18 protein-coding genes are annotated in these 23,913 nt (G+C 37.3%); 4 read left to right on the top strand and 14 right to left on the bottom strand.

Annotation, left to right across the window (positions count from 1 at the left end; genetic code table 11):
* Entirely contained in the window at positions 1–297 is a 297-nt protein-coding gene (locus tag HBB17_RS17070; protein WP_207717370.1) for a helix-turn-helix domain-containing protein, read from the bottom strand.
* Between the two features lie 344 nt (positions 298–641).
* Here HBB17_RS17070 and HBB17_RS17065 point away from each other — a divergent pair, with 344 nt between their 5' ends.
* Positions 642–1,841, top strand: a complete 1,200-nt coding sequence (locus tag HBB17_RS17065; protein WP_167958698.1) for a site-specific integrase — start codon at positions 642–644, stop codon at positions 1,839–1,841.
* A 121-nt stretch (positions 1,842–1,962) separates the two neighbouring features.
* Here the strand turns inward: HBB17_RS17065 and HBB17_RS17060 are convergent, their stop codons facing one another.
* The 8 genes from HBB17_RS17060 to HBB17_RS17025 form a co-directional block, all read right to left on the bottom strand.
* Positions 1,963–2,973, bottom strand: coding sequence for a GGGtGRT protein (locus HBB17_RS17060; RefSeq protein WP_167958697.1), 1,011 nt, complete (start codon positions 2,971–2,973; stop codon positions 1,963–1,965).
* An 18-nt stretch (positions 2,974–2,991) separates the two neighbouring features.
* Positions 2,992–3,684 (bottom strand): iron-sulfur cluster assembly scaffold protein, encoded by a 693-nt coding sequence (locus HBB17_RS17055; protein WP_167958696.1) that lies wholly within the window; start codon positions 3,682–3,684, stop codon positions 2,992–2,994.
* A gap of 229 nt (positions 3,685–3,913) precedes the next feature.
* Positions 3,914–4,579, bottom strand: a complete 666-nt coding sequence (locus tag HBB17_RS17050; RefSeq protein WP_167958695.1) for an acyltransferase — start codon at positions 4,577–4,579, stop codon at positions 3,914–3,916.
* 365 nt (positions 4,580–4,944) lie between these two features.
* Entirely contained in the window at positions 4,945–7,008 is a 2,064-nt protein-coding gene (locus tag HBB17_RS17045; RefSeq protein WP_167958694.1) for a DNA topoisomerase, read from the bottom strand.
* A 191-nt stretch (positions 7,009–7,199) separates the two neighbouring features.
* Positions 7,200–8,564, bottom strand: a complete 1,365-nt coding sequence (locus HBB17_RS17040) for a transglutaminase-like domain-containing protein (RefSeq protein ID WP_167958693.1) — start codon at positions 8,562–8,564, stop codon at positions 7,200–7,202.
* A gap of 95 nt (positions 8,565–8,659) precedes the next feature.
* Positions 8,660–9,976 (bottom strand): DUF4097 family beta strand repeat-containing protein, encoded by a 1,317-nt coding sequence (locus HBB17_RS17035; RefSeq protein WP_167958692.1) that lies wholly within the window; start codon positions 9,974–9,976, stop codon positions 8,660–8,662.
* A gap of 94 nt (positions 9,977–10,070) precedes the next feature.
* Entirely contained in the window at positions 10,071–11,462 is a 1,392-nt protein-coding gene (locus tag HBB17_RS17030; RefSeq protein WP_167958691.1) for a sensor histidine kinase, read from the bottom strand.
* Between the two features lie 10 nt (positions 11,463–11,472).
* Positions 11,473–12,120, bottom strand: coding sequence for a response regulator transcription factor (locus tag HBB17_RS17025; RefSeq protein ID WP_167958690.1), 648 nt, complete (start codon positions 12,118–12,120; stop codon positions 11,473–11,475).
* Positions 12,121–12,306: 186 nt separating this feature from the next.
* On the opposite strand from HBB17_RS17025, the gene HBB17_RS17020 reads away from it, so the two are divergent.
* On the top strand, positions 12,307–12,942 hold the full coding sequence (locus HBB17_RS17020; RefSeq protein WP_167958689.1) for a lactate utilization protein: 636 nt from the start codon (positions 12,307–12,309) through the stop codon (positions 12,940–12,942).
* Positions 12,943–13,023: 81 nt separating this feature from the next.
* Here the strand turns inward: HBB17_RS17020 and HBB17_RS17015 are convergent, their stop codons facing one another.
* Positions 13,024–15,342, bottom strand: coding sequence for an ABC transporter substrate-binding protein (locus HBB17_RS17015; protein WP_167958688.1), 2,319 nt, complete (start codon positions 15,340–15,342; stop codon positions 13,024–13,026).
* Positions 15,343–15,679: 337 nt separating this feature from the next.
* Between HBB17_RS17015 and HBB17_RS17010 the strand changes: the two genes are divergently transcribed.
* The gene (locus tag HBB17_RS17010; RefSeq protein WP_167958687.1) at positions 15,680–16,357 is read left to right on the top strand and encodes a response regulator transcription factor; all 678 of its coding nucleotides are present in this window, start codon (positions 15,680–15,682) and stop codon (positions 16,355–16,357) included.
* The gene (locus HBB17_RS17005; RefSeq protein ID WP_167958686.1) at positions 16,354–17,676 is read left to right on the top strand and encodes a sensor histidine kinase; all 1,323 of its coding nucleotides are present in this window, start codon (positions 16,354–16,356) and stop codon (positions 17,674–17,676) included. The genes HBB17_RS17010 and HBB17_RS17005 overlap by 4 nt, the downstream gene beginning before the upstream one ends.
* A gap of 165 nt (positions 17,677–17,841) precedes the next feature.
* On the opposite strand, the gene HBB17_RS17000 is transcribed toward HBB17_RS17005, so the two are convergent.
* The 4 genes from HBB17_RS17000 to HBB17_RS16985 form a co-directional block, all read right to left on the bottom strand.
* Entirely contained in the window at positions 17,842–19,905 is a 2,064-nt protein-coding gene (locus HBB17_RS17000; RefSeq protein WP_167958685.1) for a methyl-accepting chemotaxis protein, read from the bottom strand.
* Between the two features lie 266 nt (positions 19,906–20,171).
* The gene (glyA, locus tag HBB17_RS16995) at positions 20,172–21,422 is read right to left on the bottom strand and encodes a serine hydroxymethyltransferase (RefSeq protein WP_167958684.1); all 1,251 of its coding nucleotides are present in this window, start codon (positions 21,420–21,422) and stop codon (positions 20,172–20,174) included.
* A 91-nt stretch (positions 21,423–21,513) separates the two neighbouring features.
* Positions 21,514–22,728, bottom strand: coding sequence for a peptidase T (pepT, locus tag HBB17_RS16990; RefSeq protein ID WP_167958683.1), 1,215 nt, complete (start codon positions 22,726–22,728; stop codon positions 21,514–21,516).
* 90 nt (positions 22,729–22,818) lie between these two features.
* Positions 22,819–23,841: a M42 family metallopeptidase gene (locus tag HBB17_RS16985; protein ID WP_167958682.1), complete on the bottom strand. Its 1,023-nt coding sequence runs from the start codon at positions 23,839–23,841 to the stop codon at positions 22,819–22,821.
* Positions 23,842–23,913 lie beyond the last annotated feature (72 nt).

The raw sequence follows: 23,913 nt of genomic DNA, 5'->3' as shown, positions 1-23,913 counted from the left end.
TCAATTCAATAGTTTCATTAGTGCACTTTTCTGGTCAGGTGATAGCGTAGACCACTTTTCTAAAATTTCTGATTGTTCTTTTGTGAGATATACCAATTCACCTTCATTTGCAAAAAATTGCGAAAGTGTTATCCCAAATGCTTTACAGATATCTTCTAGGGTACTAATACTAGGATCATTATTTCGAATAAACAAATTTGAAAGTGTAGACTGCGATATACCTGATAATTTAGCTAATTTATACATTGACCACTTTCTCTCATCAAGCAGTTCCTTAATTCTTTTCAAAGTATTCAACCACATACCTCCTAGCATTCTTTCTTCTTTATTTTACTACACAAATGTAAAGTATACAATACCACAAAAGTGAATTATAGATTACACTTTTGTGGAGTATATACTTTTCTTATGAAAATCAACTTCACAACACAAAAAGGGACGCCATGTTATGAAGCTTCTTTAATCTTACCTGTTTATTTCTTGACTTATCATTATCTATTATGTTATATATTGTCTTAACGAATAAAAGCCCTGGAATACACCAAGGCTCTTAACATATCATTGCTGATACGTCCACTGCAAGGTCATTGTATCATCTTTGGTATATTTTCGTCAAATAAAATATTAAGGAAGTGACTTATATGGCTGACATTAATTGTCGTAAACGTGGTTCTAAGTGGGAGTACTATTTCGAAGGTGCTAAAGTAGATGGCAAACGTAAGCGTATTAGCAAAGGTGGATTCGATACTAAGAAGTCAGCACTCGAAGCAGGTGTGAAAGCACTAAATGAATATAATAACTCAGGGTTACATTTTGTACCAAGTGAATTGTCATATAGTGATTATCTCGACTATTGGTTAGAAAATTATTGCAAAGTTAATCTTAAATCTACCACATATGAGGGTTATGTAAAAAAAATTCGACTTTACATAAAACCTGCATTGGGTAAATACAAACTAAGAGCGTTAACCTCTGCTACATTACAAGAGTTTATTAACACTAAATTTAACGAGGGTTTCAGCAGAAATACACTGTCAGCATTAAAAGGTATCTTATCTGGTAGTATAGGTTACGCTGTTGAACCTTTACGATTTATACAAGCTAATCCTATGCTTTACGTTAAATTACCTCTTAAACGTGCTACTCCAAATACTGCTACTAGAACAAAGTCACGTAGAGCAATTACCAAAGAGGAATTAGATATTATCTTCAATCGTTTTCCCGAAGGCCATACCTGCCATATTCCTTTACAATTAGCTTATAGATGTGGTATGCGTTTAGGTGAAGCTTTTGCTATAACCTGGGACGATGTTGATTTTGATAATGCAACTATAGATATTAATAAACAAGTTCAAAATAATAATAAAGTTTGGGAGTTCACCCCTCCAAAGTATGATTCTTATCGTAAGATTAAAGTTGATAAAACTTTACTTGAATTATTGAGAAAAACGAAAGCACGACAACTCAAGGCCAAGGATCTATACGAAGAACATTATACTCATTATTATGAAAACTCTAATAGAGAACTTATTACAAATAAAGTTGATGATACATGTAATGAAATAGAACTTGTTAACAGACGTGACGATGGAACATATATACAACCGAGAGTAATGCAACACTGTAGTCGTGTTATTCATTATGATCTTAACATTAAAGATTTTGATTATCACTCCTTGCGACACACTCATGTTACAAAGTTAGTCGAAGCTGGAGCAAACCCTAAAGATGTGCAATTTCGATTAGGTCATAAAGATATTAAAGTAACCCTAGAGATCTATGCTGAACTTACAGAAAAAATGCAAGTACAGTCCTTAGATATTATAGAAAATATATTTTAAAAATGGTTTGTCACCTATTACTTGTCACCCACTTAATAATTAGGGTGACAAAAGGGTGACAAACCATTATTTTTTAACTTTTTTTATGATAAATTATTTTATATCAAATTCGATAAAATCCTTAGAACTTACCGTTCTCAGCAGCTTCCTGGATAGAAACAGCAACAGCAACTGTCATACCAACCATTGGGTTGTTACCAGCACCGATCAGACCCATCATCTCAACGTGAGCAGGAACGGAAGAAGAACCAGCGAATTGAGCATCTGAGTGCATACGTCCCATAGTATCAGTCATACCATAAGAAGCTGGACCAGCAGCCATGTTATCTGGGTGAAGAGTTCTACCAGTACCACCGCCTGATGCTACTGAGAAGTATTTCTTACCTTGTTCGATACATTCTTTTTTGTAAGTACCAGCAACTGGATGTTGGAATCTAGTTGGGTTAGTTGAGTTACCTGTGATAGATACGTCAACGCCTTCTTTGTGCATGATTGCAACACCTTCTGTTACATCGTTAGCACCGTAGCAGTTAACTTTTGCTCTAAGACCAGTTGAGTAAGCTTTTCTGAAAACTTCTTTCACTTCGCCTTTGTAGTAATCCATCTCAGTTTCAATGTAAGTGAATCCATTGATTCTTGCGATGATTTGAGCAGCATCTTTTCCAAGACCGTTTAAGATAACTCTTAAAGGTTTTTTACGAACTTTGTTCGCTTTTTCTGCGATACCAATTGCACCTTCAGCAGCTGCAAATGATTCGTGACCAGCTAAGAATGCGAAACATTCTGTTTCTTCTTCAAGAAGCATCTTTCCTAAGTTACCATGTCCTAAACCAACTTTACGTTGATCAGCAACTGATCCAGGAATACAGAATGCTTGAAGACCTTCACCGATTGCTGCAGCAGCATCAGCAGCTCTTTTACATCCTTTTTTAATAGCGATTGCAGCACCTACTGTGTAAGCCCAACAAGCGTTTTCGAAACAGATTGGTTGAATACCTTTGATTTGGTTGTATACATCAAGACCAGCATCTTTAGTAATCTTTTCTGCTTCTTCGATTGATGCAATACCGTATGAATTAAGTACTGCATTGATTTTATCTATTCTTCTTTCATATGATTCAAATAAAGCCATTTCTAGTTACCTCCTCTATTATTCGTTTCTTGGATCGATAATCTTAACAGCATCAGCTACTCTACCGTATTGACCTTTAGCTTTTTCAAATGCTGTGTTAGCGTCATCTCCAGCTTTGATGAAGTCCATCATCTTACCGAAGTTGATGAATTGGTAACCAATGATTTGGTCTTCGTCATCTAAAGCGATTCCAGTTACGTATCCTTCTGTCATTTCAAGGTAACGAGGTCCTTTTGCAAGAGTTCCGTACATTGTACCAACCATGGAACGTAAGCCTTTTCCTAAATCTTCAAGACCTGCTCCAATTGGAAGTCCGTCTTCAGAGAACGCACTTTGAGTTCTTCCGTAAACGATTTGTAAGAATAATTCTCTCATTGCTGTATTAATTGCATCACAAACTAAGTCTGTGTTTAATGCTTCAAGAATCGTTCTTCCTGGTAAGATTTCAGAAGCCATAGCTGCTGAATGAGTCATACCGGAACATCCGATTGTTTCTACTAATGCTTCTTGGATGATACCTTCTTTAACGTTAAGAGTTAATTTACAAGTACCTTGTTGTGGTGCACACCAACCGATACCGTGAGTTAAACCAGAAATATCAGAGATTTCTTTTGCTTTTACCCATTTTGCTTCTTCTGGGATTGGAGCAGCACCGTGGTTAACGCCTTGTGCTACTGGACACATTTTTTCTACTTCATGTGAATAAATCATGTTGAAACTCCTTTCAATATCCATTTTAGAATACTAATACCTATATGGCTATGTTCATTGCGCATGTTTCGTTCGACTTTGATAAAAAAGTCACAGCCGTAATTTGGCACAGCTGTCGCAAAACATCGCACCTGATAACATTTTCTCACAAAAAAACCAATTCGTCCATAGTTTTTGATAAAGTTTCTTAAATTTTAATTTGTTTTGACATAAACTTTGCTTTTATTTGTTAACTTTTTGACACGATTTCTCCCGCTTTTTTGTAGATGGATCCCGCTTCCACATATCCTCTTACCATAGACAATGGATAGATATTGGAGTTTCTACCAATAATTGTACCTGGGTTAAGGACACTATTGCAACCAACTTCCACGTGATCTCCTAACATCGCACCCATCTTTTTCAGATTCGTCTTCATGCGTTCTCCACGAATAGAAATCTCAACCAACGTCTTATCGGATTTCACATTCGAAGTAATGGAACCAGCACCCATATGGGAACGATACCCTAAGATGGAATCTCCGACATAGTTATAGTGAGGAACTTGCACTTTATTGAATAGGATTACATTCTTAAGTTCTGTCGAATTACCAACAACAGCGCCTTCTCCAACAATGGCATTTCCACGAATGAATGCACAATGACGAACTTCCGCCTCTTTGCCGATAATCGCAGGTCCATTAATAAATGCTGTTTTCGCTACTTTTGCAGACTTCGCAATCCAGACATTCTCACCAACTTGGTCATACTCCTCCTTCGATAAAGTAGCACCAAGTTCTAGGATAAATGCACTGATCTTCGGAAGTACTTCCCAAGGATACACACACCCTTCAAATACTTTTCCTGCTATTGTTTGTTCTAAATCATATAAATGATCAATTCTTAATTCTTCCATCTTACTTACCTTCCCTTTCCTAAAATCGAAGTTCCAAACTACTCTATTGGTTCGGGTTCGGGTGTTAAAGCCCTTAGTAAAACTTTCTTACGTCAATTTGCACAAACATTAACTTATCACATGTAATGTGGGACATAGTTTGATGAGCAACTGTATGAAGTCGTTGGTACTTTGGCTCTGTAGTTTAGAGCCTTATGTACCACTACGAACTTCAGCGGGGCGAGAGCGTGCCCGGAATGAACTATGTCTTGTATTACATATTAGACAAACTTAAATTGTGCAGATTGACGGTTCTCAAATTATATAAGGGCTTTTGAAACCCAAACCTTTACTCAAACTTCGCGTAGTTTCGTACTTCGACAAAATTATTTATAATTCTTCGCTGCCATATCAAAATACTGCCGTAATGCAAACTGATTATTCAGTCCTTTCACACCATTGGTCATTCTTGCAACAAAACTTTCTAACTTCACCATATATTCTTCACTTGTGATTTCTCCATTGGCTACATACGTTAGCCCCTTTTCCCAGCTTGCGGTAAGCTCTGGATTCAATAGGGAACGTATGGATGCATTTACTACATCATAGATCATCTCTCCCAAAAGTGTTGGTGTAACGATCTGTGTTTTCTTATTCAGATTTAGATATGTGATCTTAATCAGCTTATTCAAGATTTCCGCTCGTGTTGCACTCGTTCCAATTCCACTACCTTTGATCTGGGAACGCAATTCTTCGTCCTCGATCAACTGTCCTGCATTTTCCATTGCTAAGATCATGGAACCGGAGTTGTATCGTTTCGGTGGTGACGTTTCTCCTTCTTTTACACTAAAACCAGTAACGGTGATTGCCATTCCTTTTTTCAAGGTTTTCATGTTATTGATAAATTCTGCATCAAAAACATCTTCTTGGTTATCCCCATTCTCTTCCCCTGCCCCTGTAGATGGCTTGTTTCCTGTGGCATCCGTTGTTTCCTGTGTGGCTCCAGGAACTGGTGTCTTCTTCGTAAGGAAGGATAGATTTGTTACTTTGAGATATCCTGGTTGTTCGAGAATCTTAAAATTCGAGAAAAAATGCTCCTCTTTCACTTTCACTACTAGGCTGATTTTCTGATACACTGCTGCCGGATAGAAGATACTTAAGAATCTTCTGGCTATGGTTTCATAAACTTTCTTTGCAGTCGGTGGTACAGCATTCAAAGCAGCAAGGCCTTGCCCCGTAGGAATGATTGCATAATGGTCTGTGATCTGTTTATCATTGACATATCTGGTCTTTGCTATATTCTTATAGCTTCCTGTCTCTAAAATCTCGCTAGCAAACTCTTTCACATGCGCATAATTTCGCAATCCACCAATATTCTTATGAATCTCCTTTGCCACTGCCGTCGATAGTACTCTGGCATCTGTTCTTGGATAAGTAACTAATTTTTTTTCATATAATTCCTGTACAATCTTAAGGGTTTCATCTGGACTGATCTTGAATAATTTGGAACATTCATTCTGTAATTCAGCCAAGTTGAAAAGCAACGGAGCATTCTTATTTTCCTTCTTCTTCTCAATCTTCTCTATGATTCCTTGGTTATCAAAATCCGTTGATAATTCCTGGATCAGATTTTCTGCACTTTCCCTTGCTTTAAAACCATTTTCTTTGTATAGAAGAGGGGAGTTATAGTACTTCGACCCTTCAATTGCTTTCCACTCTCCGTCGAATTCTTTTCCAAAGGTATTCATTCCGCCGATTACACGATAAAATGGTGTCTTCACAAAGGCACGGATCTCACGTTCTCGTTTCACGACCATACCAAGAACACACGTCATAACACGACCCACGGATATGGACGTCCATTTGCTCTGGAGATAATTCGTTACTGCCTGCCCATACTTTAGAGTAAGAACACGGGAAAAATTTATTCCCATCAGGTAATCTTCTTTTGCGCGCAGATACGCCGAATCTGCAATATTGTCATATGCAGAGATTGGCTTTGCTTCTCTGATTCCACGTAGGATTTCCTCCTCCGTCTGTGAATCAATCCACACCCTTCTCTTATCCTTTGTAGAAGGGACTCCCGCCATCTGATCCACTAATCGATAGATATACTCTCCCTCACGTCCAGAGTCCGTACAGACATAGATAATGGTAACATCTTCACGATTCAGTAGTGCTTTTACTGTATTAAATTGTTTACTTACATCTGGAATGACTTCGTATAAGAATTCCTTTGGTAGAAATGGAAGTGTCGTCAAGGACCATTTCTTTAGACTTTCATCATAGACATCAGGGTAGCTCATCGTTACCAGATGACCAACGCACCAAGTTACAATTGCTTCCTCTGCTTCTATATATCCATCACGTTTCTTAAAGTTGTACTTTAGTGCTTTTGCAAACTCTTGTGCAACGCTTGGTTTTTCAGAGATATATAAACTTTTAGACATGTATATTTCCAACTTTCTTATGATTCCTCTGCCTCAGACAGAACATAATTCATAAGATATAGTATAGCTTTTTTTTACAACTTCCGCAACCTTTTTTCCTACGGAATACAGAAGGCATTTGTCAATGCCTAACAGGTTAATCTAATCTGTTTTGCTTGACAAATGCCTCAAAAAATTAGTTTAATTATTCCTTACTCTGGTAACTCAAAAAAATGATCAATATCTGTTGTATATACATGTTTTTCTAGCACATTATATCTTTCTTGCTCTGAACGATTAAAAGTGGATATTCCAGGTTTATTATACTGGTTTGAAATTAACTCAATTGTATAATTATTTTGAAAACATTTACTTCCCGTTGTTGTGTTCTTACTGATACATTCCATACGACAAAGATTTTTCGCCATATAAGAAGCATAATCCACTAAATTGAATGTACTGCCTTTCTCCCCTGTATATCCTGCATCTTCATTTGCAATAAGATAATTCGGATTGTCTGGTGTCATCGTTGTAATCTCATCTCCATTATCCACAATCCACTCTCGCAATTGTCGGACATCCATATAGGTACCATCTTTTTTCTGTAATACCAAACGATAGGTTGGGTCGAGCATGATCCACTGTTTCCGCTCTTCGGAATACGCTTGAACCACTACATGACAATCATCAAAATAATCATCCTTTGGATAACACCAGATTACCTTGGCTTTTATTCCATACATACGCATAACTTCTGACAAAACCGTGGATAAGTATCGACAATTCAAATGGTTTTCTTTCCCATACTCTACGATCTCAGCTATGGAATCAGAATCATAACAAGAGCTTGAACCATGTGTACAGGTATCACATAACCAATTCATTAATGCTTTCATTAACTCCAAGTCTTTCTTTCCTTCTGTGATTGCATCAAGATTGTATTTACGAATAAAATCTTTATATTTTTCCTTTTGATTGATATCATACGTATATTCGTAATCTAAACCATCTGGTCCGAAATCTGTATTTTGATTGATAATGGTTAACTGTTCAAAAACATTACGTTTCGTATCCTGGTTATTCTGCTCATCATCCTTTGGCTCGTCTCGGTATTTCTCGAATACAACAGGGGATTCCTCGTCCATATATAAGGAAGTTCCTGCTAAGGTAGTGTCTGTATCTTCTTTTAATTCAAGTATCTCATTGTACGATTTTCTAATAATTTTGATGCCGATCTTCTCCCCATCATATACCCAACTGTTAATAATATCATTGGCATAACCACCAGCCATGGAACTTGCCTTTATTTCCTTCTTCTCCTTATCAAAACTCAATTGAAGATCGGAACCATCTTCCCGAATGATCCGATAACAGCCATTCCAAGGGAACCCTTTTTTAGTATTGCCGTCCCCATTTTCCGAACTTTGCTTCCAGTACAAGACGCCTCCCGTTACACCACCAATTACAAGGCATATGGCAATCACTAGAATCATAATCCGTTTCTTGTTTCCTCTCATATGTAAAACTCCCTCTCTATTTTTTTCTTCTCTTTTTACTTCTCTTCCATTTCTTCTCATCTATTTCTTCTCTATTGTCTTATATCTTTTATCATATCCAATCCCCATACTTCGGGAATTTGATATCCTTTTATTCAACCTTTCCTTATACGTGATTACTCGAATGCTATTTCAATATCTCCTGATGCACTTGTTGCACGAATTTTATTCTTTGTCTTATTCGTCTTAGAATACGAGCAATTATTTGCAATCTCACAATCAATTTCTTTTTCATCTACTACAATTTCTCCTACGGAGGTATTCAAATCATAGGAATACTCTTTTTCTTTACCTTTACAAGTAATCTGGATATCTCCAGAGGCCACTTCACAACTGGTCTTTCCTGTTAAGCTACCATTTACTTCAATATCTCCACTTAATGTCTTCAAGGTCATTCCCTTGCTATTCACATTTTTCACGTTAATGTCACCAGAATATGCCTCGCATTTTCCTTCGCTGAGTACAACATTTTGAACCGTTGTATCACCACTATAGGTTAAGGTATCCAATTTTGATACCGTTGCGTCCTGTAAGGCAATGTCTCCTGATACCGCATGCAACGTAACTGAATCAAAGGTGCTCTTCTTTGGTACAATGATTGTTACACTGTTACGTGACACTTGATTCATATTATCAATGTTGTATCTTGCAAGAGAATCCCGAATCTTCATTGTATCTTTCTCAATCTCGTATTCGATCTTATAATCGTCTCCATAATATTGAATGATCACGCCATATGAATCTCCCGTAATCACTTCCACATCTGCATTATAAGTAATATCCACATCGATATCTGTAAATGCTTCCAAATCCATTTTTTCAATCTTATGAAGCTCATGATCTGCGTCTGCTTCTGCTAATAACCATTCCGCATTCTCTCCGTCTTTGCTATATACAACAACATCTGTTACTTCCCCTGTTTGTGCATTAACCTTCATTTCATAACGTTTTGCCTCATCCACTTCAATCACTTCATTCCAAGCTACATTAGAGGAACCTGTACCACTGGTAGTGACTTTACTTATTGTAACTGCACATTGATCCATGGATCCATATTGACTTCTTACATGGGTTAACCCTATGATTACGGCAGTTTTCAAATTAATTTCTAAATCCTCTTCCCCTACATCTCCAGAAGTTGTAACATCGACTTTATTTCCATTAAAGAGAATTTCGTCCTCATACTCATTTTCCTGTATCGTAGCGTCCGTTGTCTTTTCTGCTAAAGCTGTGTCCTCTTCTTTCTCCTTCGTGGTAGTAGATACGGCGTCCTCTTCTTTTGTATTCTCTTCTTCAACCATCTCATATGGAACCTGTTCCATTCTTCTTCCTTGCTCATTCCGATCAAGATTCATACCGATTACCAGACCACCGATTCCTACAACGACCACACCAAGGGCAATACCAATTGTTTTTAAGTTATTTTTATTCATATATAATCACTCCTTTATCAACTTATGTCCCAAGTATACCGTCCTCTTTTTGTAGAACTATCATAAAGATGTTATCGAGTTGTAAAATTATATTTTAATTCCAATACACCCATACGGTGGTTCCTTGCCCGTAGACAGAATCGTACTGTAGCTCTCCCCCATGTAATTTGACAATTTGGTTACATAACGTAACGCCCAGTCCAACGCCACCATTCTTCCTACTTCTTGCTTTGTCGATTCGATAAAATGGTTCTTGAATCTTCTTAAGTTCTTCTGGCTTCATGCCAACCCCGTTATCCACAATCTGTATATATTCCTGTTCCTTCTTGCCAAATGTAATCTGGATTCTTCCCCCTTGTTCACATGCTCGAATTGCATTTTCAATCAGATTTCCCACTAAAATCTGTAGCAATGCTTCGCTGCCCAAGAAATTTTCTATATCACATTCCACATGTAGTTCGATTTCTTTCTCATTTAGAATATTGCTAAACAAATCACAAATATATTGTTTTAGCTGGCTTGTTGAAACCTCTTCTTTTACCAAAGTTCCTTCTCGAATATCCACAATCATCAAAAGGGTTCTACTTAGCTTTTCCAATCGTTTCGATTCTGCAATGATATAATTCAAAGCATGAATCTTCTCCTCCTCAGATAAAGAAGCCATCCGTATGTAATCCGCATATCCAGAGATTGATGTTAATGGTGTCCGCATTTCATGCGCAAGATTATCAATCAATTGTTGTTTCTTGTCACTCTCCTCTTGCAAAAGACCAATGGTTTCCTCTATTTTATCCGACATCCCATTGAATTTTCTTGCCAAATCACCGAACTCATCTTTCGTTGTAATCGTGATTCGTTTCTCCCATTTTCCCTTACCAATCTCCTCTGTTGCAACTGTTAACTGACGGAGTGGTTTCATTAATTTATGTAAAATCAAATAGAGCATCCCACCTAATACAACGGTAAGGACAACATCCACGCCGATTATAATCTGAACCAATTGCCGTCTGCTATTCATAACCTCTGTCAAAGGATATGCCGTAACTAAGATATGATTTTCATAAGGTTCCTTTAAATTGCAAGCTAATATAAGAAGGGACGTTCCATTTTCTTTCCTAATCACAAGATTCTGCATATTATCTTCTGTATTTAGTTCTTCTCTCTTGTCCCGCTCTTTATCAAAATATCCTCCGATTCGGCTAGTACCACTCCATAACTCCAGATACACATTTTGCTTCTCATAATAGGAGGCATAGGAGCGATAGATATTCTGTTTCTTATCCTTAGATAAGATAGAGGTAGCCTCTAGATTGGTAAAATCGTTGCTAATAGAATTGCGCAGGAAATACGCCTCTGCTCTGGCCCTCTGTTTTACACTATTCAATTGTTCCTGATATGTATAATGCATCACGATAAACATTCCCACATTGAATGTTACAACAAATAATAGCAATACGCTTATGAACACTTTCTGCCAAAACTTCATTCCTCTCCCCCTATACTTCCAAGCGATATCCAACCTTATAAACGGTCTTGATCTGCTCTTCTAATCCAAGCTTCTTTCGCAATTTCTGTACATGTACATCAACCGTTCTTGTATCCCCTTCATATTCATAACCCCATGCTAACTCCAGTAATTTTTCTCTAGATAACGCTAAATTCTTGTTTAGTACAAATACTTCTAATAAGCTGTATTCTTGTGGTGTAAGATCCACAACCTCCTCTTTGTAACGTACCACTTTACTCTCCTGGTCCATAACCATATCCCCAATTTGAAATACCACATTTTCTGTCTTGTTTCGTCGTAGCACAATGTTGATTCTTGCAATCAACTCCAATATCTCAAATGGTTTTACAATATAGTCCTCTGCACCCGAAGTTAAGCCTTGTATCTTATCCTCGATTCGATCCTTTGCTGTCATAAAGATTACTGGTGTATCTTTAATCTGTTTCATCATATCAAAACCAGATATAGAAGGAAGCATAACATCAAGAAGAATCAGATCATATCTGTTGTTTTCTAACATCTTTAATGCTTCCTTTCCATCGTATGCCTGGTCACATACATGTCCCACCAATTTTAGATTTAATTTTACCAATTCATTAATAGCTTCTTCATCATCCACGATCAATATATTCGCCATAGTTCCCTGCCTTCCACATATCCATTGTTATCGTTTTCTTCATAAACTGCAGCAATTCTGTCCTGTACTGCCTTGAACCGTAACACACTTTTCTTCTTTCATTATACCTTATTTGGAATGACTGTCAAATTCCCTAGTTCTGTGCTATACTTATAGAAATGAGAACAAAAAGGAGGATTCCTATACATGAATCACAAGCAAGAATTCTATAAGACACAAGCAAATTCCATCCTTGAGAAATGCCAAAAAAGAGGAATGCAAGGCCATTACTGTGAGACCAAAGAAGAAGCTTTGGCTTATGTGTCTAGCTTATTTTCAGAAAATGCATCCATCTCTTGGGGTGGTTCTGAATCCATTCGAGAAATTGGTCTTTTTGACTACTTAAAAAACACTTCTTACACCTTATATGATCGGGCAACTGCAAAAACACCGGAAGAGCAAAAGGCACTCTATGCTAAAACAGTTACCGCTGATTATTTTCTTATGAGTACCAATGCGATCACCTTAGATGGACAACTTGTTAATGTTGATGGCAATGGAAATCGTGTAGCCTGTCTTGTCTCAGGTCCTGAACATGTCATTATCGTTGCCGGCATGAATAAAGTTGTTCCTGATGTGGAAGCCGGAATTGCCCGTGTACATAATATGGCAGCACCACCCAATGCAATTCGTCTAAATCGCCAAACTCCATGTCATGATTTTGGTCGATGCAGTGATTGTTTATCCGCTGACTGTATGTGCTCGAATACCGTTATCACTCGCAAATCCAACAAACCTGGTCGACTTATTGTTGTTCTAGTAGGAGAAGAACTGGGATACTAAAAAAACAGTGAATCACAAGATTTATCGAGTGATTCACTGTTTTTTCATGTTCTGTTGAAGTTTGCGTTACTTATACACGAATTACTCTTGCACATACATGTTCACCTTCTGAACAATGTTCTTTACTGCTTCCTCTATGGTAATATCTCCTTTTATTGCTTTCTCACCAAATTCTTCGATTGTCTCCAGTATCGTGTTATCCACTACGCATGGTGTCGTTAGTTGTTCTGCTATTCCCAATAACCGTTCCATCTCTTCGTCGGTTGGTCTCTTTAATTCATAGCTAATTTCTCTTCCCTTGTTATCACTGCTTCCCACATAGACTTCCATTACACTTTTTCCTTTTGCAAGTCCTAGGAATGCGTCCTTAAGAACCGGGAAACCATCATTAACCTCTGCTTGTTGTACCTTTTCAGAATATAGTGTACGGAAAAAGTCCATTGTCGTTTCTAAATCTTTTGTTGCAGCATTCACTCCCATTATTCCATTTGCAAGGAAGTTATTCTCTGATTGCAAATCCATCTTCTGGAAATCTAAGGAGGAATCTACGTTCAAACATGCTAGTATTCTTTGATAGGTATTGATGTTATTCATGTAACCTGCTGCTACTTTTTGATCCCCGTATAATAGGAAATGCAATTGTAATTCAATATTAGCAAGGTTCCATAATCTATCATCATTCATCTCTTCTAAAGTTTTCATCTGTTCTTTGTGTTCTTCAATTGAACCTTCTTCTAAATGTTCCATCTCCGCATCATAGATCATCTTTCCACAGGTAAGGAACTCTGTCAACTTATCTTCTTCTATTTTGCCTTCCTCATTAAGCCAAGCGCTACCACATCCATAACCAAGATGATCCACAATCTCCTGTGGTAAGTAACAACCTAAGATTGTAGCTGCTTGAGTATCCTTCTTTCTCATTTCTTCAATTATAGCAGCAAATTCCGTTAGTGAACTGGCACTTTCCAGTTTTTTCTTATCCCCAAGCAAGAGTGGAATATCGAATTTCATTGGAACACCATATACTCCATTTGGGCTCTCATAAGCATGTGTAATATTTGTCAGATAATCGCCACCTTGTTCCATTGTCTTCATTTCCTCAGATAGATCATATAGAACCCCTTTTTCTATATATGAGTCCATTGGTAATCCATCCAACACGAGAAGGTCTGGTCCATCACCAGCTAAAACACTGGTATTTAGTTTTTGAATGGCATCGTTTTTCGTAACAGCGTCTTCCCCTGTCATTCCAATTTCCAACTTAACGAATACATCTGGATTGGCTTTTCTATAATCCACAATGGCTTGCTGAATCGTTTTGTTATTATATAAACTATAGATGGTTATCTGCTTTTCTGGTACTGCAGCCACATTCGGATCGTATTGATAATGATCCAACTCCTGATTGGAATATCCAACATAGAAGCTTCCATCATCCTTTGCCAAGAATCCATAGACCGTATTAACAGGACTACCCAGATTCGTTAATTCCCCGGATACCAATTGTTCCATGACGTTGCCATCAATCACATGTCGATAGATTCCAAGCGAACAGGCTATATAAAGAGCCTTATTGTTCTGATCAAATGCCATCTGATAAGAATGGTCTTCCTTGATTGAAGTTGCAAAGAAGGAATTGAATGTATCGTCCATTTTGTTTAATTGTTTTGACTCCAAATCATAGAGATAGCCTACTTTATTATCTACAACTGCGATATATGTATCACTTACTGTAAATATATCAATATATTCTTCACCTGTAAATAATTCCTCTGCTGTTTCCTTAACAGGATCAATACATACAATTTCTGATTGATTCGTCAAGCCATATAATTTACCATTGGAAGAAAATTGTGCGCGATATAACCAGCTATTGGATTTACTTACCTTGATCTTTGGATTGGTTGCATTTCCTTCTGCATCAATATAGACATATTGCTCTGGACATGTATCCGCATCAGGAGAAACATCATTCCATAGTATATAAGAAAAAAAGATTTCCCCTTTGCTATTCATTGTACCACTTGTGAATTCAATATCTTCTCTTCCTAATAATTTACTGATTGCCTTCACTTCCGATGACGTAAAACTATCTCCACCATCTTTGGATACAAATACACTTCCAGAACTTGTATCAAGTATTGCAAGACTTCCATCTTCCATAATAGTCAGATTGGAGAGACTGTTACAACTTTCGGGAATCCCACATAACGTTTCTACATATCTTCCCTTAGCCTCTGTCTTCTCCCCCGTTTTCTCCTTGCTCTGTTTTTCTGTTGCATTTTCTCCACCTGTCGTATTCGTATTGTTCGTTACATTTTTTGAATCATTCTTATTACAACCAACCAAACATACGATACAAACAAGCACGAGCAGATAGCTCATTAATTTCTTCTTCACTTTCTTTACCTCCCAAACATACTGTCCATTTGATTGCTTCCCTTATGAGTTGCCCAACCAATGCTACTGTTACACTTTCAGATTAGTAATCAATGGTTTCCCTATTGGTTCGAACACATTCTTTGGACATCTCATTAACAAATTTGTCTGTTATCCTTTGGACATTGTTAAGACTATCATAGTTATCTTTAATTTATCTCTAAAAAAAGTTATATTTTTCGATATAATATTTTTTTAGAGGATACGAACAATGTTCACTATTTTTAGATTTAAAATAGAGGAAACTATGTTACACTAAAAGAAATGAAACGAATACAAAGGAAAGGTTGTGTGCAGTATGCGAATTCTTTTGATTGAAGATGATGAACAACTATGTTTCTCCACTGCTTATCAACTTAAGAACCACGGTTTTCTTGTTGATACCTGTATGGATGGCGAAGATGCTCTCTCTTATTTTAAACAGAATATATATGATTTGATTTTATTAGACCGTATGCTTCCTCATATTGATGGAATTACATTACTTAAGCGACTACGCGAAAAAAATAATACCACTCCAGTAATTATTCTTACCGCCCTTGGCGAATTAGACGATAAGATTATTGGCTTAGACGCTGGGGCGGACGATTATATGGTAAAACCCTTTGCAATTGAGGAGCTTCTTGCACGAATTAGAAGTATCAACCGTAGGCCAAGGCAATGGAAAGAAACGGATGTCCTTACTTATCATAACTTAACCTATTCTCCTACCACGAATGTGCTAAAAGGTCCATTGGGTACGTGTACATTATCCAATAAAGAAGGCGCGTTAATGGAGTTCTTTTTACATAATAGCACACAGATTCTTCCTCGTGAAACTCTTCTTACTAAAGTATGGGGACCTTACGCAGACATTGAAGATGGAAATCTGGATAACTACATACATTTTATTCGGCGGAGATTAAAATCTGTTAGTACAACCATTACAATTAAAACTTTGCGGGGGATTGGTTATCAATTGGAGGCACTAGAATGAGAAGAACAGACAAAAAGAAACCTGGTTTAAATAAACATCGGCGAATATTTCATAGGCTAAACCTACGATTTGCTTTTTTATTCACTGGTATCTCAGGTAGCATTTTATTAACGATGTCTTTTCTCTATCTGTATCTATCAGAGAAGGATCTAGCAAATACCTCCTACCTCTCTTTCTGCGGCGAAATGAATACATATGTTGCCAATCTGGAACAGCAAACGATCATCTCCTATGATTGGCTATCGAAGATTGAACAAAATGGGAAATATCGAATTGCGATCTATGATAATGAAACTCCCTTATCCTACAATAATACCGCACATACTGAAGAGTTGCAGAAACTGTTTGATTCCTTATTCAAGACCCAACGTTTAGATTTTACGGAGACCACTGGGGTAGGTACTACTTCTTCCATTCATAAAGAATTTCCTTATAAAATGGATTCCGATCACCCTTATTATGTATCCATCAGCCAGATTACTCAAAACAAGCATACTGTAACATCTATTTTACTTTATTCAACAAAAGGATTACAACAGAAATTAAAAGGGCAACGATTGTATTTCTTATTGCTAGATGGCTGTGGTGTTCTTCTGCTATTTGCAGTCTCTCTGTTTTTTACGAAGAAATTATTGCAACCTATTCAAAGTTCTCAAGAGCAACAAACCACATTTATCGCTGCTGCTTCTCATGAGCTTCGTACTCCTTTGGCTGTCATTCTCTCTTCTCTATCTGCCATGGAGGGCTCCAATGAAGATATGCGCGATCAATTTTTACATACCATTGCAACAGAAAGCAAGCGTATGTCTACTTTGGTGAATGATATGTTGACTCTTGCTAGAGCCGATAGCCAGACCTGGTCCTTCACTATGAAAAGGGTGGAACTTGATACACTCCTACTGGATACCTATGAAGCTTTCGAACCACTTGCCTGTAAACATCACCTGACACTAAAAATCTGTCTCCCCGATGCCTCCATCCCAACCTGTACTTGTGATCCCCAACGGATCTCACAAGTGCTTTCCATTTTATTAAGTAATGCCCTATCCTATTCCAATCCTAACGGAACCATAACTCTAAAATTATACTACACCACAGGGCATTTTTATTTATCTATTGTTGATCAAGGCATTGGAATATCAGATGAAGCCAAACAACATATTTTTGACCGCTTCTACCGAGAGGATTCCTCCCGTTCTACAAAAGAACATTTCGGTCTGGGTCTTTCCATTGCTAAGGAAATTATAGATGCTCACCAGGGAACTATTCTTGTATCTGATACCCCTGGAGGCGGAACAACCTTTCAACTTATTCTATAATTCACGTGTTTTATGCTATTTATACTTCATTATTTCCTTTGTATAAGGGCAGAAAAAACGGGCTGTCTCTAGGGGTGACAGCCCGTTTTTCGTCATAATTCATGGCAACAAAAGTTGTTCATATAAAAGGAAATATAAAAGGAATTTATTTAAATGCTTTCGCATTTAAACCGTAAATACTTCGATAGCACCGCTTAATTCTTTGGCTATCACATTCAAGCGGTTGGCTTCAAGCTCAACCTCTCTTGTATGATTTGAAACGTCTTCAGCATTCTTTGAAATACTCTGTACTCCATTCGCACCTTCCGATGTCGCACGGGATAATTCGCTGAAGGATTTTAACAACGCTTCAATCTCATTGAAAATATTCTTTGATACCACCGCAATATCCTCTAAGATTTCACGCATATCTGTTGAATCTGTATGATACTGCTCACTCATTTGAATTAATTTCTGATAGGTATCTTTTACATGAGTATCCATAAAACTTAGTACCTCATTGGCACTTTCACAGAGATTATTAACGGATACAATCACATTCTTAGTGATATCTTGTATCTGTAATGCTGTCTGTTCCGAATTGTCAGCCAAACTTCTAATCTCATCTGCTACAACAGAAAAGCCTCTTCCGAATTCCCCTGCTCTAGCTGCTTCAATAGATGCATTAAGAGATAATAAACTCGTTTGATCTGCTATGTCTAGAATTGCTTTCGTCAATTCATTAATTTGCTGTACTTGTTTTGATTCATCAATAGCTGATTGTAATTTTTCTTCTGTTGCTTTACAAATATCTTCCGCTTGATTTGCTGATGCAATTGCTTCTTGCTTTAATTGTACCGCTCTTGTACGGATCGTATCTGCTGTTGTTACTCCTTCTTTGTTCTTATGATCCATTGTATCGATATGGTGGATCATACGCTCAGAAGCATCTCCTAATGTGATTGCCGTACTTTCTGTCTGTTGCATACCGGCTGATAATTGTTGTACGGTTGCCGTTATATTACTTACTTCATCCACTAAAGAGTTAATTGTATGATTCAAGTGATGCGCAGAATCTGTAACCACCACGCTGTTACTGCTTACTTTTGTAACAGTTTGTCCCATAGATATCTGCAATTTATCTAATGCTCTCGCTAATTTACCTGTCTCATCCTTCTTTTTCAGATACGGTAGATAATTTTTACTTGTAAAGTTCCCATCTTTGGCCAACTCTATATCCTTTGTAACCTTCGTTATTGGAGTAGAGATCTTCTTACCTAAGATAAATGCAATGATAATACAAACAACGATACAAAGTGCAACAAGCATTACACATTTGATCAACATATCTACGATATTACTCATTACATCTTTTACTGGTGTTACCAACACAAGTGTATACCCATTGGTTAATTTGGAATATGCCACATAAGACATATCCTGGTCAACGACCATTTTCGTTAGCCCAGAATCCTCGTTTTCCATAAGCTCCGTTAATTTATCAAAGCCCGTATCTTTAAGCTTATCTTCCTTGGTATAGGTATCATGAACAACATATCTTTGATAGGAGTCTACTAAAAATGCATATCCATTGTTATAAGGTTTGATTGAAGTCACAAGATTCTTAAATTCCTCAAAAGATATGACTAATCCAACAACTCCAGTAACATTCTTGTCCACATAAACTGGTTGGGTATAACTAATTACTTCACGCCCCAATTCCTCATCCTCATAAGGATTCAACCAAGTCGCTTTATTGTTCTTCAATGTTTCGTTGTAAAAATTCCATTTTTTATCTTTTCTTGAGCTAAAAGACTGGTATTCTTCTTCGGTGTCTGTGATAATTCGTTTTCCGCCTTCGCTTATTGCCGTACATAAGGCTCCAATCTTCGTTGGATTTCCATATGCATAAAGCCGTAAAACATCCATATCTGTAATATTGCTCTCAATTACTTGTATGTACTTATACATCCCATCCATGAAGGCTTTATTATAGTCGATGCTTCTGATCTGTGAATAATCGTAATTAGCACTAAAATAACTCGCCATACCAGAAACGATCTCTTGTATCCCCTTATAGTTCAAATCCATTTGATTCGAGTACTGCTTTGACATTGCCGAGAGCTTTTCCTCTGCTTCTTTACCCAATGTCTTATAGCTTAAAAAGCCATTAATACTTCCTACGAGAATAGATACAATTAATACGCATGCTGTAATTGCCGCCATAATTGCAGTTGATATCTTCCTCAAATCTTTACCTCCTCAGACGTTATACACATTGTATACCATTTCCCCTTCTTATCTCTAATTTTTACACATTTTTACCAATGTGTCAAGAGTTTTTTTCGCTAATTTTCGAAATTTCTAATTTTTAGTTTTTAATGTGCGTTTTTTATTTGTAAATTAGACTGTGAAACTAAACAAATAAAGAAAAATAAAAAAAGAACAAGAAAATAACGCGCTCGATTGCGACTATTTTCTTGTTCTTTTTCCATTGGTTCCAAGGTTATCATTTCTTAAACGTTTAATTTATACAAAGGATAACGATCTGTCAGCGCTTTTACAATTGCCATTGCCTGTTCCTTGTTGGCATCCACATCTTTTACTAGTAACGAAATAGCTTCTGCAATTTGATCCATATCTGCTGCTTTCATTCCTCTTGTTGTAACCGCTGCTGTTCCAAGACGGATACCACTTGTAATGAAAGGAGAGGCAGGATCATTTGGAATGGCATTCTTATTACATGTAATATTGGCTGCATCTAATAATTTTTCCGTTTCTTTTCCTGTAACACCCATATTCTGAAGATCCACTAACATCAGATGATTATCGGTACCATTAGATACAAGCTTGAATCCTCTGTTCATTAAACCATCTGCTAGGGCTTTCGCATTGTCTACAATGTTCTTCGCATATTCCTTGAAGCTTGGATCCAATGCTTCTTTAAAACATACTGCTTTTGCAGCAATTACATGCATCAATGGACCACCTTGAATTCCAGGGAAGATTGCTTTGTTTAATTTATGTTCTGTTGCAAATTCTTCGCTGGATAAGATCATACCGCCTCTTGGTCCACGTAATGTTTTATGTGTTGTAGTTGTTGTCACATGTGCATATGGAATTGGACTCTCATGAAGACCTGCCGCTACTAACCCTGCAATGTGAGCCATATCAACCATTAAGAATGCACCAACTTCATCTGCAATCTCTCTAAATTTCTTAAAATCAATCTTTCTAGGATATGCACTTGCACCTGCTACAATTAATTTCGGTTTATTTTCTAATGCGATCTTACGCACTGCATCATAATCAATAAATCCGTTCTCATCTACTCCATAAGAAACGATATGGAAATAGGTTCCTGACATATTAACTGGACTTCCATGTGTTAAGTGTCCGCCATCCGCTAGACTCATCCCCATAACTGTGTCACCTGGTTTTACTAAAGCAAAGAATACTGCCATATTTGCTTGTGCACCAGAGTGAGGTTGTACATTGGCATACGTACAGCCGAATAACTGTTTGGCACGATTAATCGCTAATTCTTCTGCAATATCAACAAACTCACATCCACCATAATATCTTTTTCCAGGATATCCTTCTGCATACTTATTAGTTAATGGACTGCCCATGGCTGCCATTACCGCCTTACTAACAAAGTTCTCAGAAGCTATTAATTCAATGTGGTCTTCCTGTCGGTTGAATTCCTTCTTCATTGCTTCTGCTAGCTCAGGATCACTTAATTTGATTTCATCAAATGAAAACATAATCTCTACCTCCATACTCCAAATATTTTATCACTGCAGCACTTTACTTCACTTAATCATAGCCTATTATAGCAGAACATGATTTTTTTTGCTATGCTTTTATTATTTCTTGTAAAACTTGCACCATTTTCTCCAAAGATTGTACAGGTATATACTCATATCGACCATGGAAATTATGACCACCTGTCGATAGATTTGGACAAGGAAGCCCCATATAGGATAAACGAGCACCATCTGTACCACCACGAATCGGTACAACAATTGGTTCTACACCAACCTTCTCCATTGCTTGTTTCGCACGATCCACAATCTCCATATGATTTGCAATCTTTTCTTTCATGTTATAATAACTATCTTTTATTTGCAGTTCATAGGTTCCTTCTCCGTGCTTGTCATTAAGGTACGCAGTGATCTTTTCAAACATCGCTTTCTTCGCTTGGAATTTCTCCATATCATGATCTCGAATGATATACTCCAGTGTGGTTTCTTCTTCATTTCCTGTTATAGAAGCTAAGTGTTCAAATCCTTCGTAGCCTTCTGTACAAGCAGGGATTTCATGAGGTGGCAACATTCCATTGAATTCAATTCCCATAAGAATTGCATTTTTCATCTTATTCTTTGCTTCCCCTGGATGGATATTCACACCATGTACAATTACTTTTGCACTAGCCGCATTGAAGTTTTCATACTCCAATTCTCCTAATTTTCCTCCATCTACGGTATAAGCAAAATCAACATTGAAGTTCTCTACATCAAAATGGTCTGCTCCTGCTCCAATCTCTTCATCTGGTGTAAATCCAATTCGAATTCTACCATGAGGGATTTCATCAGAAGATAAAAGGGTTTCTGCTAGTGTTAAGATTTCTGCTATTCCCGCTTTATCGTCAGCACCTAGCAACGTTGTACCATCTGTAACAATTAAGTCTTGTCCAACATAATCTAATAGATGAGCAAATTCTTTCGTGCGCATAACAATATTCTTCTCTTTATTTAGTAGAATATCCTTCCCATCATAGTTCTTAACAATTCTTGCCTGAATATTTTCACCTGAAATTGCATCGGATGTATCCATATGTGCAATCAAACCAATATATGGTTTTTCTTCATATCCTTTGGTAGCTTCAATGGTACCATACACGTATCCATACTGATCCATCATGGCATCGGTAATTCCCATCTTCTTCATCTCTTCCACTAATGCAGCCCCAAGTACTTTTTGTCTTTCCGTACTAGGAACCGATGTACTAGTTGGATCTGATGTTGTGTGAAAACTAACATAATGTAAAAAGCGTTCTGTAATATTCATCTCTTCTATCCTCCTATTTACCGACCTATCTTGTTTTTTGCTTCAACTACCCATACTGATTTACAACACAAGTACGAAATACTTTGCAAGTTATAGTACATATCCCTTTAGTAATTCTAACGTATTCTTTAATGCTGTTTTATGTGTTCTCTCCATACCATGGGAAGCATGAATTCCTTGTCCAATTAATGCACCCTTAATGTTATTGCCACCATGATAAGCAGCAGATACATCTGAACCGTAGTGTGGGAAGATATCTATAGCATAATCTAATTTCTTTTCTTTTGCTATCTGTACCAATCTTGTTGTTAACTCATAATCGTATGGTCCCGTAGAATCCTTCGCACAGATAGAAACAGCATACTCTGTACCGTTCAAATCATCTCCTAAAGCCCCCATATCAACTGCAAGGAATTCGGTGATGTTGGCAGGTAGATAGCTTGCACCGAATCCTACTTCCTCATAGTTGCTAATCAGGATTTCAATGTTCTTCTCCGGTGTTTTATTTTCTTCAGACATATCTTTAAGTAACCCTAAAAGTACACCTACACTAGCTTTGTCATCTAGATGTCTTGATTTGATAAAACCAGACTCTGTATAGGAGAACTTTGGATCAAAACTCACATAATCTCCCGTTTCAATTCCTAAGGCTTTCACATCTTCGTCCTTCTTCACAATTTCATCAATGCGAATGTGCATATTTGCTTCTTTTCGTTCCAATGTTCTGGCATCATCAAAGGTATGTACAGAAGGACTGTTCGCTAAAATAGTTCCTGTATATTCTTTTCCGTCTCTTGTGTGAATCGTACAGTAACTGCCTTCAATACTCTGCATCGTAAAACCACCTACACTAGTAAAACGAAGGGTACCATCACTATTTATGGAACGGACCATTGCCCCCAACGTATCCACATGTGCAGAAAGACCAATGGTTTCCTCTACCTTTCCAGGCACATGAATTATTAAGCCACCTTTTTGATTTAAATCACAAGTAAAGCCGAAGCGTTCTGCTTCCTCTTTAACAAATGCAATCGCTTTGTGGGCGAATCCCGAAGGACTTGGTATGTTTACTAACTTTCCAATTGTTTCTACGATATATTCTACTGTATTCATTTTTCTTTCCTCCATTATTAACTTATCTAGTATAGCCCTATATATCCAACGAAAGATACATGGATTTCCTAC

Origin of the sequence: Anaerosporobacter faecicola (assembly GCF_012070565.1) — a bacterium.
GTDB lineage: Bacteria > Bacillota > Clostridia > Lachnospirales > Lachnospiraceae > Anaerosporobacter > Anaerosporobacter faecicola.
The sequence above is the reverse complement of the archived record's forward strand: the minus strand, read 5'-3'. Positions and strand labels throughout refer to the sequence as shown.

Bases quoted from the DNA above. Each gene is read 5' to 3' on its own strand.
- pepT (WP_167958683.1), bottom strand. From the start codon at position 22,728: ATGAATATTACAGAACGCTTTTTACATTATGTTAGTTTTCACACAACA.
- HBB17_RS17040 (WP_167958693.1), bottom strand. From the start codon at position 8,564: ATGAGAAGAAATGGAAGAGAAGTAAAAAGAGAAGAAAAAAATAGAGAG.
- HBB17_RS17060 (WP_167958697.1), bottom strand. From the start codon at position 2,973: ATGGCTTTATTTGAATCATATGAAAGAAGAATAGATAAAATCAATGCA.
- HBB17_RS17045 (WP_167958694.1), bottom strand. From the start codon at position 7,008: ATGTCTAAAAGTTTATATATCTCTGAAAAACCAAGCGTTGCACAAGAG.
- HBB17_RS17020 (WP_167958689.1), top strand. From the start codon at position 12,307: ATGAATCACAAGCAAGAATTCTATAAGACACAAGCAAATTCCATCCTT.
- HBB17_RS17010 (WP_167958687.1), top strand. From the start codon at position 15,680: ATGCGAATTCTTTTGATTGAAGATGATGAACAACTATGTTTCTCCACT.
- HBB17_RS17025 (WP_167958690.1), bottom strand. From the start codon at position 12,120: ATGGCGAATATATTGATCGTGGATGATGAAGAAGCTATTAATGAATTG.
- HBB17_RS17050 (WP_167958695.1), bottom strand. From the start codon at position 4,579: ATGGAAGAATTAAGAATTGATCATTTATATGATTTAGAACAAACAATA.
- HBB17_RS16985 (WP_167958682.1), bottom strand. From the start codon at position 23,841: ATGAATACAGTAGAATATATCGTAGAAACAATTGGAAAGTTAGTAAAC.
- HBB17_RS17065 (WP_167958698.1), top strand. From the start codon at position 642: ATGGCTGACATTAATTGTCGTAAACGTGGTTCTAAGTGGGAGTACTAT.
- HBB17_RS17030 (WP_167958691.1), bottom strand. From the start codon at position 11,462: ATGAAGTTTTGGCAGAAAGTGTTCATAAGCGTATTGCTATTATTTGTT.
- glyA (WP_167958684.1), bottom strand. From the start codon at position 21,422: ATGTTTTCATTTGATGAAATCAAATTAAGTGATCCTGAGCTAGCAGAA.
- HBB17_RS17055 (WP_167958696.1), bottom strand. From the start codon at position 3,684: ATGATTTATTCACATGAAGTAGAAAAAATGTGTCCAGTAGCACAAGGC.
- HBB17_RS17035 (WP_167958692.1), bottom strand. From the start codon at position 9,976: ATGAATAAAAATAACTTAAAAACAATTGGTATTGCCCTTGGTGTGGTC.
- HBB17_RS17005 (WP_167958686.1), top strand. From the start codon at position 16,354: ATGAGAAGAACAGACAAAAAGAAACCTGGTTTAAATAAACATCGGCGA.